This window comes from Ferruginibacter profundus (genome assembly GCF_054783275.1).
This window is the reverse complement of sequence record NZ_BAAGQW010000002.1, coordinates 1,677,171-1,692,638: the sequence shown is the minus strand read 5'-3', so window position 1 is coordinate 1,692,638 and position 15,468 is coordinate 1,677,171. Positions and strand designations below refer to the sequence as shown.

Here is a 15,468-nt window from a genome sequence, read left to right as displayed (position 1 = left end):
GGGCAAAAGTAAGGCAAATGGAACACGGATGGCACGGTTCGGCAGGATTTTCGCAGCTTCAACCTGCAACCGTTTACCAGCACTTCATCGGCTTTATTTACTTTTTGTACTTTTTTCCACTTTTCCTGTAACTTTTTATTCAGACCTTCGTATTATACAAAACCAACCCACTAACACCTACATGACGGAGAGAGAATATAATGAATGTGTAAACCTGTATGCAGACAATGTGTACCGCTTCATCCTCAAGAACCTGAGGCATGAAGAGGATGCCCGTGATGTGGTACAGGGCGCCTTTGAAAAAATGTGGGTGAACAGGGAAACGGTAGATAATGAAAGGAGCAAGAGCTTCCTTTTTACTGTGGCTTATAACCAGATGATTGATCATATCAGGAAGAACAAAAGGATCAGCTTAAAAGAGGAGTTTAATGAGAACGACAGGGGAACAGTAGCACCAAAGCATGATACCAAACGCATTTTAAATGAGGCCTTGAGCAAACTGAGCGAATTGCAGAGGAGCCTGGTAATGTTGAAAGATTATGAAGGTTATAGTTACGAAGAGATCGGGCAGATCACAAATCTGAACGAAAGCCAGGTGAAAGTTTACCTGCACAGGGCAAGGTTATTGTTAAGAGAGTATATTGTAAAAGTAGAAAACGTTATTTAGCTTATGGCTAATAGTTCATGGTTCATAGTCTAAACCGCTTTTGTTCCATGAACCATCAACTATGAACTATCAACTATCAACCATGAACTTAAACAGACATAATTACGAAGAGTTTTTTTTACTGTATGTAGATAATGAATTATCTGCTGCAGACAGGAAAGCTGTGGAATTATTTGTGCAGGAAAATGCCGACCTGGAAGCAGAATTGAATATGCTGCAGCAGACTGTATTTAATGCAGACGACGTGGTGTTTGATAATAAAGCCAGTTTACTGAAAGAAGAAATTACTGCCTTGCAGCAAAATTTGTTATTGTATATCGATAATGAACTAAGCCCTGCCGATAAATTAACTACCGAAAAATTATTGCGTACTGATATTGCTGCCGGTAAAGAGCTAAGCCTGTTACAGCAAACTAAATTAGAAGCAGATACTGCGATTGTTTTTGCCGATAAAAAATCATTGTACAGAAAAGAAGGCGGCAGGGTGGTGGCCTTGCCATGGCGCAGGATAGCTGCCGCGGCAATTTTGCTGGGTTTTGGTACCTGGGCTACGGTTACATTTATTAAAACCGATAAAACGGAGGGAAGAGAAACAGCAGGACTGGGACAAACAAAGACGAACGCCCCAAAACAAACTGGCAATACTATTACAGCAGCTACACCTGCATTACCGCAACAACAAACTACTGTTGAAGCAAACCCTGTTACAGCAAATACTAATGATGGAGTAAAACAGGCGGCGCAAAAAAATGATCAGCAGTTAAATAATGGTATACAGCAAAGAGTAGACGAAAAACAAAATGATAACATAGTTGTTGCAAAAGAAGATATAAAAAAGCTAACTAATAATTTACCTAAACCTTATTCTGAAAATATTAACAAACCAGAACGTAACGAAATCATAACTGCAGACGTAACACCTAAGAACACAGCAACTGAAATAAAGTCCGGAATTAAAACACCAGTTGTTGATGTAAACAAAAATGATGTTGAAGTGAATGGTTACGCATTAAACGCCAACTATACCGACGACAATGCAGGCAACAGCCTTTCTCCCGATGATAGCAAAGGGAAGAAAACAAAACTCGGCGGTTTCTTTCGCAAGGTAAAAAGGTTGGTAGAGCGCAATACCGAAGACGAGTCAGGCAACGGTATTAAAGTTGCCGGTTTCGACATCGCCATTAAATAATTTTTTAAAAATCGGAAACATGAAACAGCTAATTACATTTTTAGCACTGGCAATCATTTGCTCCAGCGCAACAGCACAAGACAGTACCAAAAGGTCAAAATCAGATACGATCCGTATCGGCGGTATCATCATCGTAAAAAATGGTAAAAGAGATAAGGATACTAAAGAAAAAAAGGAAGTAGACATTACCCTTGGCCGTAATGAAAAAGCAAAAAAGAAGAATCCTAATGTAAGCACCAACTGGTGGATCGTTGACCTTGGGTTTGCCAACTATACCGATAACACTAATTACACTACGGCTACTGCAGACGGTTACCTGAAAAACAGGCCAGGCTACCCTGCATTAGATAAAAACGATTTTAAATTACGCTCCGGTAAAAGTGTGAATGTGAACATCTGGTTTTTTATGCAACGCTTAAACCTGGTAAAGCACTATGTTAATTTAAAATACGGTGTGGGGCTGGAGTTGAATAATTACCGTTACAAATCTGCTATCAGTTATAAAGAAGGTGGCTATATTCCTTATACTGCAGGTTTACAAACCAATGCCCCATTTATTTTCAGGGATTCCATTTCATTTTCTAAAAATAAACTGGCCGCCGATTATTTAACGGTGCCAATTATGCTGAATTTTACCAGCAATCCCGGAAGCCATAAAAAGGGGATCAGTTTGAGTGCCGGTGTTAGCGCAGGTTACCTGTACAGTCAGCGTAATAAACAAAGAAGCAGTGAACGTGGTAAAGACCGCAATAAAGGTGATTATGATCTGAACCAGTTTAAATTCAGTTATGTAGCTGAATTGGGTTTAGGTAAAGTACGCTTTTATGGTTCTTACAGCCCGCAATCATTTTACGATCACAGCCTGGATATGAAACCTTACACTGTAGGTGTTCGTTTCAGCAACTGGTAATAAAAAGCTCTCTCACTCATACCCAAGCCTGTTACACCCGGGTGTATACAGGCGAGGGATTGGGTTTTACCATACGATCCCCGGTACACCGGGGATTTTTTATTGCAGGCAGTACAACCATTAATTAGTCATTTACATCTATTATGCTGGGCTAAACAATTTCTGAAAAATTAAAAATTAAAAAATGGCGTACAGTATTATCGACATTGAAGGCATAGGGCCTGTTTTTGAAGCAAAATTAAAAGCTGCCGGTATAAATACTACCGACGAACTGCTTGCACAATGCGGTACCAGGGCCGGGCGTAAAAAACTTGCAGAAAATACAGGTATTGATGAAGGAAAAATTTTAACCTGGGTAAACCATAGCGACCTTCACCGTGTAGGTGGTATTGCAGGGCAGATAGCTGAACTGATGGAAGCTGCAGGCGTGGATACCATAAAAGAACTGGCTACCCGTAGTGCGGTTAACCTTGCTGCAAAAATGCAGGAAGTAAATGAGGTTAAAAATCTAAGTGGCCGTGTACCATCCGCAGAGCAACTGCAAAAAATGATTGACCAGGCCAAAACTCTGGAACAAAAAGTTTTTCACTGATTTGTTTTTGTTTTTAATTTCAATGGCTACCGTAGTTTTACTCACACCTGTAAATACTGCGGTAGTATTGTTTTATAGCTTTACTACTGCTCCTTTACTATCCTGCAACCTTTTTGGATTTTATTGCCGTTTTTTCCGATATCTTTTATCGCTTTAAATTATTTCCCTTCTTTAATTTACATTTGTAAAACAGGGCCTTAAGGCAACCGATAACACTTACAACCGACAACCAGAAAAACTTATGCTTTTTAACTCATTGGGTTTTGCCTTATTCCTGCCCATCATTTTTTTTCTGTACTGGTTTGCTACAAATGGAAAATTAAAGCTGCAGAATATGTTGCTGCTGGTGGCCAGCTATTTTTTTTATGCCTGCTGGGATTACCGCTTTTTATTCCTGCTCATCTTTTCAACCTTCCTGGATTATTTTACCGGTATAAAAATGCATGAAGCCCCCAACCAGAAGATGAAAAAATTCTGGTTCTGGCTAAGCATTGGTGTTAACCTGGGCTTTCTGGGAGTGTTTAAATATTTTAATTTCTTTGCTTCTTCCCTGGCAGATACACTTTCACTATTGGGTATAAAAACAAATTTCTGGTCGTTGCAGGTAATTTTGCCCGTTGGTATTTCGTTCTATACATTCCATGGCCTCTCTTACGTAATAGACATTTATCACAATAAAATAAAGCCCGAAAAGAATTTTATTGATTATTCACTCTTCGTAAGTTTCTTCCCTTTGCTGGTTGCCGGCCCTATTGAAAGAGCAACGCATTTATTGCCGCAAATAAAAAAGGAAAGGCATTTTGATGTGGCAAGAGCAGTGGATGGTTTAAGGCAGATTTTATGGGGCCTGTTTAAAAAAATTGTAATTGCAGATAATTGTGCAGAGTACGCCAACACTATCTTTAATCATGCCGGCGATCATACCGGCAGTACATTGGTGCTTGGTGCCGTGTTTTTTGCCTTCCAGATCTATGGGGATTTTTCGGGTTATTCGGATATAGCATTAGGTACCGCAAGATTATTGGGCATCGACCTGCTTCGCAATTTTGCGTTTCCTTATTTTTCGAGAGATATTGCTGAGTTCTGGCGGCGCTGGCATATTTCATTATCCTCCTGGTTCAGGGATTATTTATACATTCCCTTAGGTGGCAGTAAGGGTGGTACATGGTCTAAAGTACGCAATACATTTATCATATTTTTAGTGAGCGGATTCTGGCATGGTGCCAACTGGACATTTATTGTATGGGGATTATTGAATGCGATCTTTATTATGCCTTCAATAATATTCAGTACCAATCGTAGTAACCTTGATATTGTGGCAAGAGGAAAATATTTTCCTACAATAAAAGAATTCCTTTCCATTATACTCACCTTTTCATTAACAGTTTTTGCCTGGATATTCTTCCGGGCTAAAAGTTTAGATGCAGCGATGAGTTATATCGGTGGTATATTTTCCCGGTCGGTATTCAGCATGCCCGATTTTAAAGCATTAGTGGGTTCTCAAAATCATCCTTATATTTTACTGTTGTTTTTATTTTTGTTTATTGTAATTGAATGGCTGGGCCGGGAGCATCAATATGCATTAGCCGCCTTGGGATTAAAATGGCCCAGGCCGGTGCGCTGGTTTTTTTATTATTGTATTGCCATGCTGATTTTTTTATTTGCCGGTAAAGAACAACAATTTATTTATTTTCAGTTTTAAATTATGAAAAGATTCCTGTTTAACGTTGCTTTGTTTACGCTGCTTGTATTTGCAGGAATGCTTTTTGTTTTTTTTATTGCAGATGGTAAATCAGATGCATATTACCTGCGGTTTACCACAGCACCGCAACATTCATTGATCATTGGTACATCAAGAGCTGCACAGGGTTTGCAGCCGGCGGTATTTGATTCGGTGCTGTATAAAAACAGTAACGAACATTTTTTTAATTATTCTTTTACAATTACCGATTCTCCTTTCGGGTATGCTTATTTTGAAAGCATCACCAAAAAACTTGACCCCGGTACAAAGCATGGCATTTTTGTTATCACAGTTGATCCATGGAGCTTGTCTGCCTCAACTGCAGATCCCAATGATTCTTCACATTTCAGGGAAAATAAAAGCTTTGTAGGCAAAACAAAATATGTTAATCTAAACCCCAATATACCTTACCTGGTAGAGTCGTATGGCGAACCCTACATAAATATTATCAGAAAATGGAAGAGCACTCCCGACCTGCTGTTACATAAAGACGGCTGGTTACAGGTAGACGTTCCGATGGACAGCACAGCGGTAGCGCAACGCCTGGAAAATAAGATAGCAGATTACCGGAAAAACTTTTTACCGGTATATCAATTTTCGGCGGTGCGGTTGAATTATTTAGAAAAGACCATTAATTTTTTGCAAAGCCACGGTAAAGTTTACCTGGTGCGTTTACCCATTAACCAAAGGATGTTTGACCAGGAAGATGAACTGATGCCCGACTTTGACGAAAAGATAAAAACGGTATCGGATAAAACTACTGTACCTTACCTGAACTTTAAAAAAGCCGACAACACTTACCAGTATGTTGATGGTAATCACTTATACCAATCTTCCGGTAAAGCAGTATCTGCTGTAATAGCCAACTGGATAGCAGCTACTAAATAGCAATGCATTAACATGGTTTGCACAATAGTTTTTTGTTTTTTGCAAACAGTTTTTCCTGTACTTATAACAAGGGCTTAGTATAATTGCGTATCAGTTGGTTTATTACCACGTAAAATTCCTTTTATAAACATTGTAATTACTGCCTTAACTGTATAATTTGATTGTCAGTAAATTATAGGGCAAGGCTAAAAATATTTTTCCACATTGCTTATGAATTGTTAATGTTATTCACATGTTTAAAATATTTTTACATGGCACGGCGTTTGAGTAATAGAAACACAAATTGATTCAGGTATGAAACAACTTCGGTTTAATCATTTTATGGTATTGTTTTCGATCTTGGCATTAGTGTCTTTTACAACCGATAAGGGCAAAAAGAAAAAGACTCCCTCCAGAACAGCAAAACTTACCCCTAAACCTAAACCGGCGGCTGCAGACTCCACCTCAAATCCCTACTACATAATTATTGATAAAAGCGATTACGAACTGAAAGTATATGATGATGAAGGTTGGTATGCCACCTATCCGATTGTATTTGGCAGTAAAGACCTGAGTGATAAAATGAAAGAAGGCGATAAGCGTACGCCTGATGGAAAATTTAAAGTAGTATTAAAAAAAATACATCCTAAATGGGGTCCGGAACTTTTACTGGATTATCCCAATGAAGTAAGCTACCAAAGGTTCAATCAAAGAAAAGCCAGTGGCCAGATTCCTAAGAATGCTAAGATAGGCGATGGTATAGCCATACACGCCACAAGGCCCGACGAAGAATGGACGGTAGATAATTTTTATAACTGGACGGACGGTTGCGTATCTGTAAAATACACCGAAATGAAAGACCTCTTCAGTTATATCCCTGTAGGTACGCCGGTTACTATTCAGCAATAAACAACAAACTTCCGTCGCCATAGCTCAGAAAACGAAAATCATTTTCTAAAGCGTAATCGTAAATTTTTCTCCAGTAATCACCCACTGCTGCAGATACTAATAACAGTAACGTAGATTGCGGCTGGTGAAAATTGGTAATGATAGCTTTCGCAATTTTAAACTGGTAGCCAGGCGCAATTAAAATTTGTGTTTGGGTAAAAAGCCTGGAGTAATTATTTTTTTTCAACCAGCTGGCTAAGCACTGCAATGCATCTTTAGCGGTAATATTTTCTTTTGCTGCCAACTCCTCATATACTTCCCACTGCGTAATATTTAATGCCGGTGATAAAGGGTCAAGTGCTGCTTTAACACCTAACCAATAAAGGCTTTCCAATGTTCTTAAAGAAGTAGTACCAACGGCAATAATATGGTTGTTGATATTGCGGATACAATTTTCAATGAATTCAATACTTACATCAATCCATTCTGCATGCATTTCGTGCCCCTGCATGGTAGCTGCTTTTACAGGCTTAAATGTACCTGCACCTACATGCAGTGTTACAAAATCTTTGCGGATATTTTTTGCGGCTAGTTTTTCAAAAACAGTTTGTGTAAAATGCAAGCCTGCTGTTGGCGCCGCTACGGAGCCGTCATGCGCCGCATAAATAGTCTGGTAGCGTGCTTTATCTGCTTCGTCTACTTTTCTTTTGATGTACGGTGGCAAAGGGATATTGCCGGTTTGCTCCAGTATTTCTGCAAAGGGTATATTGCCATTCCAGTTTAATTCCACTACATAAGCATCAGTTAATTTCTCTTTTAACTGTGCCTTTAATGTATAATTGTGCGCTGTTAATTGTAATGCACCGTCTTTCCATTTGGAAGCGCCACCAATTAAACATTTCCATTGACAGGATTTGGTTGCTGTTAATGTGGATGTGTAATCTGCATGATAAGGTTCCAGCAAAAATATTTCTATAACACCACCGGTTGGTTTGGTAAACAATATCCTGGCATTAATTACTTTGGTATTGTTAAAAACCAATAAACTGTTTTCAGGAAGGTACTCATGAATATTACTGTAAGTGTCCTGGCCGATGATACCGGCTTTATAAATTAATAATTTAGACGCATCTCTTTCTTCTAATGGACGCAATGCAATTCTTTCATCGGGAAGATGATACGTGAAATCAAGTATGGAAATATTCTTAGGATGCATGGGGCGTATCAGGCAGATAAGTATAGAAGGTGAAAAATTATTTTAAAAACTCCGTAATGGTTGACACCCATTTTTCATTTTCTTTTTTACAAAGGCTTTCATGGGCGCTGCTGTCATATACCACTAATTTTTTTGCAGTGTAAATATTGCTGTAGATATCATCAATTTCTTTCCTGGAAACTCTGGGGTCGTTAGCGCCCCATTGCAGTAACACAGGGCAGGTTATTTTTTTTGCAAACGATGAGGGCTTCATATTAAAAGCCCAGAAGCCATGTTCGGTACCTCCCCAAAAAGTAATCAGTCTTGCCAATGGCTCTGCAGGTAAGCCCATCATTTTTATTCTTCCTTCGGCAGCTTCAACTATTGAACCGAAAGGCATTTCCAATATAATTTTACCGGGCTGCAACTGGTAATCATTGATGGCTTTTGTAATGGTGGCAGCACCCATGGAGATACCCCACAACACAATATTTTTTTCACCCTTGCTTTTTACAAAATCATATACCAGTTTTACATCTTCACTTTCGTAATAGCCAATGGTGCAGGTATTACCCTCGCTGTTACCATGCGCCCTGAAGTCTAACTGAAAAGTATTGTACCCCAGTTTCCTGAACGCTTCTGCTTCGGCATTGGTGCCGCTTTTTTTGCCGCCATGCCCGTGAAATAAACATACTGTTCCTTTGGCAACAGCTGCTGCACTATACCAGCCTTCTAATTTTAAATGATCAGCCGTGGTTAAAATAACCTTTTCGTTACCCGAATCGGCAATGGCATTTTGTTGTTTAAAGGCATTGATGCCCAATAAAATTGCAGCCGCCTTGCTTTGTGGTGCCGCCTCGCCAGCATCATAAAAATGCGTGAATTTATATGCATGAAAAGCAGTGATGATATTTACCAGGATAAATAGCACCAATACAGTGCGTAAAAAATACTTCAGGAATTTCTTCATATCAACAGTGATAAAATTTTTCAAATGTAAAGGTAATAATATTGCGAACGGTATAAATTTAAGTGCCAGAATCACTATTTTAGCCATTCATTTTAACTTTTAAAAATAATCTTGTATGCGATTTTTTAAACAGCTGGGTTTTGTACTGTTGCTGGCAATTTCAGTGAGTAGTATTGCCCAAACCGGTAAGTACGAGTGGAAAGAAGCCACGTCGGGAGGATTTACTTATAAATATGTAACCAACGACCCGGCCAAAGCCAGGTTCTATACCTTAAAAAACGGGCTGACGGTAATTTTAAGCCCTACCAATAAAGACCCCCGTATTCAATGCTATGTGGCTACAAAGGCAGGTAGTAAAACAGATCCGGCCGATCATACCGGGCTGGCGCATTACCTGGAGCATATGTTGTTTAAAGGCACAGATAAGTTTGGCTCATTAGATTGGGCTAAAGAAAAACCTGAGCTGGATAAAATTGATGCTTTATATGAAGAATACAATCATACTACAGATGTTGAAAAACGCAAAGCCATTTATCACCGCATTGATTCTGTATCCGGCGTGGCTTCAAAATATGCTATTGCCAATGAGTATGATAAAATGATGAGTTCGATGGGAGCGCAGGGTACCAATGCGTTTACTTCTTTTGAACAAACGGTGTACACAGATGATGTGCCTGCTAACGCCATTGATAAATACCTTAAAGTACAGGGCGAAAGATTCAGGAACCCGGTACTGAGAATTTTTCATACCGAACTGGAAGCCGTATACGAAGAAAAAAACCGCGGATTAGATAATGATGGCAGAAAAGTACAGGAAAAATTATTTGAAGAGTTATTTAAAAATCACAATTACGGCAAACAGACCACCATTGGTACTATAGAGCATTTAAAAAATCCTTCCTTAACAGAGATCAGGAAATACTTCAATACCTGGTATGTGCCCAATAATATGGGTATTATTTTAAGTGGTGATTTTAATTGCGATGAAATGATAAAGAAAGTGGAGGCTACATTTTCTTACATGCAAAACAAGCCGGTAACAAAATATACTTTTAGCGCAGAAGCTCCTATTACTGCACCAATTGGAGCGGAAGTAGTGGGGCCTGATGCAGAAAGTGTAACCATCGGTTTCAGGCTGCCGGGCAATAAAGATAAAGATGTGTTGCTTGCCGATTTAGTGGGACAGATACTTACTAATGGTAAAGCTGGTTTAATGGATCTGAACCTGGTAAAGAAACAGAAATTATTACGGGCTTCTGCATCTGCATTTACGCTGATTGACTATGGTATTTTATTTATGCAGGGTAATCCAACACAGGGCCAATCACTGGAAGATGTAAAAGCTTTAATGCTAGGGGAAATAGAAAATCTGAAGAAAGGCAATTTTGATGATAACCTTATTACAGCCATCATCAACAACCAAAAGAAGAATAAAATACTGGGCACAGAAACTTATGGCTCCAGGGCAAATGACCTGATGGAGGCTTTTACATCTGAATTGGATTGGAAAGACCAGGTAGCCTATACCGACCAGTTATCTAAATTAACCAAGAAGGATATTGTGGCTTTTGCCAACAAATACTTCCAGGATAATTATGTTTTTATTTACAAACGCAAAGGAGAAGATAAGAGCATTATAAAAGTAGAGAAGCCACCAATTACGCCTGTAGAAACCAATCGTGATGCACAATCAGATTTTGTAACTAAGGTAAATAATATGCCTGCAAGCGTGGTAAAACCTGTTTGGCTTGATTATAATAAAGACGTACAAAAAGCAAAACTGGGTCCGGCAGAAGTATTGTATGTACAGAATAAAGACAATAGCATCTTCCGCCTGCGTTACCGTTTTGACATGGGTACCTGGAATAATAAAAAATTAAGCCTGGCTGCACAGTACCTGCAATTTTTAGGTACAGATAAAATGAGTGCCGAAGAAATTACCAAAGCATTTTACCAGATAGCCTGCAGCTTTACCATCAGCGCCGGTACCGAATTTACAACGGTAACCATTGAGGGCTTACAGGATAATTTTACCAAAGCAGTAAGCTTGTTTGAAGATGTGTTGAAAAATTGTAAAGGAGATGAAACAGCATTGAAATCTTTAAAAGCAAGACTCACAAAATCAAGAACAGATGCTAAAGCCAATAAGGCTGCCATTATGGGTGGTTTGGTTTCTTATGCAAGATTCGGCAGCAAAAACCCTTTCAATTACACATTAAGTAACGATGAATTGCAAAATGCTACTGCTGATGAATTAGTGAATGCATTGCATAGTTTAAACAGTTACAGCCATAAAATTTTATATTATGGTCCTCAGCCACTGGCACAATTAACTGCCGCTTTAAAAACAGTACATACCATACCAGCTGCATTTAAAATGGCGGATAAAAAAATGGAATTTCCTACTGTAACGCAAACTAAAAATGAAGTGTTGTTTGCAGATTACAATATGGTGCAGAGTGAAATACGCTGGGTAAGGAATACGGCGCCGTACAGTGCTGATAAAGAACCGGTGATCGACATCTTTAATAATTATTTTGGTGGCGGTATGGGAGCATTGGTTTTTCAAACCATAAGAGAAAGTAAAGCATTGGCCTATTCTACTTTTGCGTTTTACGCAAAGCCTGATAAAAAGGAAGATCCGTTTTATACTTTAGCATACGTGGGTTGCCAGGCTGATAAATTCAACGAATCTATTGTAGCAATGAATGAGCTGTTGAATGATCTGCCGAATGTGGAAGCAAATATTAAGTTTGCCCGTGCCGGTATTAAAAAAGATATCGAAACAGAACGCATTACTCAGGACGGTATCATTTTCAACTACCTTACTGCACAGCAAAAAGGATTGAACAGTGATATCCGTAAAACGACTTATACTGCGGTAGATAAGATCGGGTATCCTGAATTGAAAAAATTCCACAGCGAGTATATTGCCAATAAACCGTACACGTATTGTGTGGTGGCTTCTGATAAAAAAGTAACAGAAGATACCATGAAAAAATATGGTGAGTTGAAAAGGTTGAGTTTGGAAGAGATATTCGGGTACTAATATTTTAATACTATTTTTTTGAAGAGCTCCAATACGGGGCTCTTTTTTATTTTAATAATTTGTGTAAACTAAAAATAAACAGCATCCTGCTGGTATATCCGAAATAAAATTTACTATTATGAGAAGACTAATTACAACTGCATTTTTAATGGTTGGTATCAATGCAACAGCGCAAAGCAATACTGCATCAAACCTTATTGAGGGCGGTAAAACCCTGGTAGAATTAGTACGTGTTTTTAAAACCCCCAAAAATGCAGCACCCCGGCAAAGCCTTATTGAAAGTAAAGACAGTTGTGTGCAAAAAAACCTGGCAGACATTTGCTATAAAAATATTTCGGGTAACAGTATCACTATTAGCTTTTTTAAACGAACAGGGCAGGTATATGCACCGGCACTAACACTTAAAATAGCCAGTAATGGCCAGGAATGTCTGTATGAATTACAAGCCGGAATTTATAAATATAAAGTTGAATCAGGAGATCAAAAACTATTGCAGAGTGAAGGAGAAATAAAATTAAATGCCTGTGATAAAATTGTAAAGGAAATAAAATAGTACAATATTACAGGTTCATTTTTACCCGTATTGCAACAGGTATTGCCTTTTTATTCACCACAATGGCAGCAGTCATTATTGAAAAATAATTTTCATCCATCAGCATATAACCATCCAGCGCATTGTTGGTTCCCCATGAATTTTTAAGGTAATACCATTTATGGCCCTTCTCATCTTTGGTTACACCAACAATATGCATCAGGTGGTCCATATAACTGCTGCTATCTGCAAAAGCGGCTTGCCTGCTGAGTACTTTGTTGCTGAAGGTATCTGGTAAAAATGCAACACCTTTAGAAAAATCAAATGCTTCATCAGTAACATCGCCATTCCATAAAACAGTATAGCCGTTTTGTAAGGCATTGTCGGTGATGGCAACAAAATCAGCAAAAGGTACATTCATGTATTTGTCAAAAGAGAAATTGTATTTGTTTTCAAAAACAGCGCTTTTATAAAATGGGTGATGAGTGAAGGACATGATCTCCATATAGTCATCCGGGTTTAGCTGCAAAAAATCAGCAGCATAAGTTTTGGGCGTATACTGTTTACCCTGTACAGTAAACGATGCCGGAATTTTGCCCAGGTATTTATCGAATAATGCATTAATATATTTCCAGTCTGCAGCAGAAGCTGTTTTCTTTTTGCTTTTAACAAGGCCTTCCACAAATTTTGTAATAGCGGTATCCAATAAGCTGTGGTTGTGGTTTTTTTCTTTCGATGGCTTTCCGTTATATACTTCTTCGGGCACCATGCCATAATTTTTTATTACCCATTGTATGTTGTGAAATTGACCGCCTGGAGTTAAATAATTCAACCCGTTTTTCTCCAGGTGTAATTTTATTTTTTGCAGCCATGCAAAACGGGCCGTATACATTTCGCTGATATCAATATTTGTTTTTCCGTTCTTTAATAATTCACTTTCAAAAAATGAATTGCCGCCAAAACTCCAGCAGGTAGAGGACAGGTATTGATCTTTGATACTGGTGCAAGGAAGGTTACTGGTAAATGTAAGTGTATGATTGGTGGTGGCTATGGATTGTGCTGATATACCAATGGCATTGGAAAGTAATATGGTGATCAATACAAAACGATGCATCATAAAAATGTTTGGTGTAAGTTATGCAACAGTTACTGATACTGCAATACCGCTTGGTGGGTATATATACTCCGGATATTTGTTAAACTGAAAGGTAAGCACCTGCTTTTTTATGCTTGCTGCCAGGGCAATAATACCAGCGTAGCCGGTAAATAACAACAAGGTATAAACGAATTTATATATTTTAAAAGACATAGTATGCATGATTAAAAAAGAGGCAGGAGATGCTGTTAGCTAAAAATATTAGTTTCATAAATAATTGATAATCAGTATAAAGCAAAAATATAAACATTTTTGAAACATTTTTATCAATTTTACAAATAATATTTATTAGGTTTGCTGCAACAACACAATGATGAATACAGTGAACCCCAAAATGATATTATTGGCACGGGAATCAAGAGGATGGCCACAGCAGACTTTATCGGAAAAGATCCGTTCCAATAAAGCCAATCTTTCAAGACTGGAGAATGGTGATGCACAGGCTTCACCTGATTTGTTAGAAGCCATTGCAGATGCCACAGGCTACCCTGTTCATTTTTTTTACCAGAAAGGAGACCTGCTGCCGGTAAACCTGGCATACCGTAAAAGGCAAAATGTTCCGGCAAAGATCATCACCCCCATTGAAGCACAGATCAATATTATGCGCATGCACGTTGAGTTTTTAACCAATCTGGGAGGCACGCAATTACCAGTGCTACCGGTGTACGAGGTTACGGAGAAAAATACTCCTGCTGCTATTGCTTCATTGGTTCGTAAGGCATGGAATATAAATACCCCTGTTATTCCCAACCTGCTTCAATTGCTGGAAGAAAAGGGCATACTGGTAAATACGTTTGATTTTGGTACCGAAAGAGTGGACAGCAAAAGCATTATCACCAGTAATAAATTTCCGGTGATATTCCTGAATGCTTCATTACTGGGCGATAAGCAGCGTTTTTCATTGGCTTACGAACTATGGCATCTTTTGCAAAGTTGTACAGCGATAGCACATGACAGGGATATTTCGCATGAAGCCAACCAGTTTGCAGCAGCTTTTTTAATGCCGGAAAAAGAGATCAGGAAAGATTTTGAAAACGGTATCAGTGTGTCTTTACTGGGAGAATTAAAAAGAAAATGGAAAGTGTCGATGATCGCTTTATTATACCGTGCAGATGATCTTGGGTTTGTAACGGCTAACCAGAAACGCTATTTGCTGCAGCAGTTTAACCAGTTGAAAATAAGAAGAAGGGAACCACAGGAACTGGATGTGCCGGCAGAACAACCGCATTTGATACGTTCGATACTGGCGGACTGCCGTGAAAAATTAAAACTGGGCACAGTTGAAATGGCGGCATTGCTTTCTTTAGAAGTGAGTGACTACCTGGAATTATACAGTTAGATATGAACATTAAAATAATTAACATGACAACGATAACAAGGACTTTAAGAATGGTAGAAGTAAAGGCTTACAGCATTGGAGAACTGGCTTCTTTATACGAGATAAGTGTGCGCACTATGAACCGCTGGCTTAAACCACACCTGGAAAAGATTGGCAAACGGCAGGGCAGGTTCTTTACAGTAAAACAGGTAGAAACAATATTTGACCTGCTGGGTTTACCCAAAGAGTATGACTAACGCTTTAAATGAATTACCATCATGACCAGTTAACGCAACCACTTTGTACAGGTGGTTTTTTTATTACTACTCTTTTGTGGTAACGCAAAACTTCCTCTTCCTGCTCAATCCTGCCTAAGGCTGCATATAACTACGCA

14 protein-coding genes are annotated in these 15,468 nt (G+C 38.7%); 11 read left to right on the top strand and 3 right to left on the bottom strand.

The features are described 5' to 3' along the window. The first annotated feature begins 181 nt into the window (after positions 1 to 181). The 7 genes from ACYVM0_RS17250 (at position 182) to ACYVM0_RS17220 (ending at position 6,875) form a co-directional block, all read left to right on the top strand. Positions 182 to 667 carry an RNA polymerase sigma factor gene (locus tag ACYVM0_RS17250; RefSeq protein ID WP_460558957.1) on the top strand — a complete coding sequence of 162 codons (486 nt, stop codon included), beginning with the start codon at positions 182 to 184 and terminating at the stop codon, positions 665 to 667. Positions 668 to 749: 82 nt separating this feature from the next. Then, a complete protein-coding gene (locus tag ACYVM0_RS17245) occupies positions 750 to 1,856 on the top strand; it encodes a hypothetical protein (protein ID WP_460558955.1) in 1,107 nt (368 codons plus the stop codon). 19 nt (positions 1,857 to 1,875) lie between these two features. Then, positions 1,876 to 2,766: a porin family protein gene (locus ACYVM0_RS17240; protein ID WP_460558953.1), complete on the top strand. Its 891-nt coding sequence runs from the start codon at positions 1,876 to 1,878 to the stop codon at positions 2,764 to 2,766. A gap of 184 nt (positions 2,767 to 2,950) precedes the next feature. Beyond that, positions 2,951 to 3,358 (top strand): DUF4332 domain-containing protein, encoded by a 408-nt coding sequence (locus ACYVM0_RS17235; RefSeq protein ID WP_460558951.1) that lies wholly within the window; start codon positions 2,951 to 2,953, stop codon positions 3,356 to 3,358. 241 nt (positions 3,359 to 3,599) lie between these two features. Further along, a complete protein-coding gene (locus tag ACYVM0_RS17230; RefSeq protein ID WP_460558949.1) occupies positions 3,600 to 5,060 on the top strand; it encodes an MBOAT family O-acyltransferase in 1,461 nt (486 codons plus the stop codon). 3 nt (positions 5,061 to 5,063) lie between these two features. After that, positions 5,064 to 5,987, top strand: coding sequence for a hypothetical protein (locus ACYVM0_RS17225; protein ID WP_460558947.1), 924 nt, complete (start codon positions 5,064 to 5,066; stop codon positions 5,985 to 5,987). Between the two features lie 294 nt (positions 5,988 to 6,281). Next, complete coding sequence (locus tag ACYVM0_RS17220; RefSeq protein WP_460558945.1) at positions 6,282 to 6,875, top strand: L,D-transpeptidase family protein; 594 nt, start codon at positions 6,282 to 6,284, stop codon at positions 6,873 to 6,875. Here ACYVM0_RS17220 and ACYVM0_RS17215 read toward each other — a convergent pair. Both ACYVM0_RS17215 and ACYVM0_RS17210 read right to left on the bottom strand, forming a co-directional pair. After that, entirely contained in the window at positions 6,862 to 8,070 is a 1,209-nt protein-coding gene (locus ACYVM0_RS17215) for an S-adenosylmethionine:tRNA ribosyltransferase-isomerase (protein ID WP_460558943.1), read from the bottom strand. The two genes, ACYVM0_RS17220 and ACYVM0_RS17215, sit on opposite strands and share 14 nt — an antisense overlap. A 37-nt stretch (positions 8,071 to 8,107) precedes the next feature. Further along, a complete protein-coding gene (locus ACYVM0_RS17210) occupies positions 8,108 to 9,019 on the bottom strand; it encodes an alpha/beta hydrolase (RefSeq protein WP_460558941.1) in 912 nt (303 codons plus the stop codon). Between the two features lie 115 nt (positions 9,020 to 9,134). On the opposite strand from ACYVM0_RS17210, the gene ACYVM0_RS17205 reads away from it, so the two are divergent. Together ACYVM0_RS17205 and ACYVM0_RS17200 are read left to right on the top strand one after the other, a co-directional pair. Next, positions 9,135 to 12,068 (top strand): M16 family metallopeptidase, encoded by a 2,934-nt coding sequence (locus tag ACYVM0_RS17205; protein WP_460558939.1) that lies wholly within the window; start codon positions 9,135 to 9,137, stop codon positions 12,066 to 12,068. 118 nt (positions 12,069 to 12,186) lie between these two features. Then, positions 12,187 to 12,621: a hypothetical protein gene (locus ACYVM0_RS17200; RefSeq protein WP_460558937.1), complete on the top strand. Its 435-nt coding sequence runs from the start codon at positions 12,187 to 12,189 to the stop codon at positions 12,619 to 12,621. A 7-nt stretch (positions 12,622 to 12,628) separates the two neighbouring features. Here the strand turns inward: ACYVM0_RS17200 and ACYVM0_RS17195 are convergent, their stop codons facing one another. Continuing rightward, positions 12,629 to 13,717 (bottom strand): C1 family peptidase, encoded by a 1,089-nt coding sequence (locus ACYVM0_RS17195; protein WP_460558935.1) that lies wholly within the window; start codon positions 13,715 to 13,717, stop codon positions 12,629 to 12,631. A 349-nt stretch (positions 13,718 to 14,066) separates the two neighbouring features. Between ACYVM0_RS17195 and ACYVM0_RS17190 the strand changes: the two genes are divergently transcribed. After that, positions 14,067 to 15,095, top strand: coding sequence for an ImmA/IrrE family metallo-endopeptidase (locus ACYVM0_RS17190; RefSeq protein ID WP_460558933.1), 1,029 nt, complete (start codon positions 14,067 to 14,069; stop codon positions 15,093 to 15,095). A gap of 23 nt (positions 15,096 to 15,118) precedes the next feature. Then, the gene (locus tag ACYVM0_RS17185; protein ID WP_460558931.1) at positions 15,119 to 15,331 is read left to right on the top strand and encodes a hypothetical protein; all 213 of its coding nucleotides are present in this window, start codon (positions 15,119 to 15,121) and stop codon (positions 15,329 to 15,331) included. Positions 15,332 to 15,468: the final 137 nt, after the last annotated feature.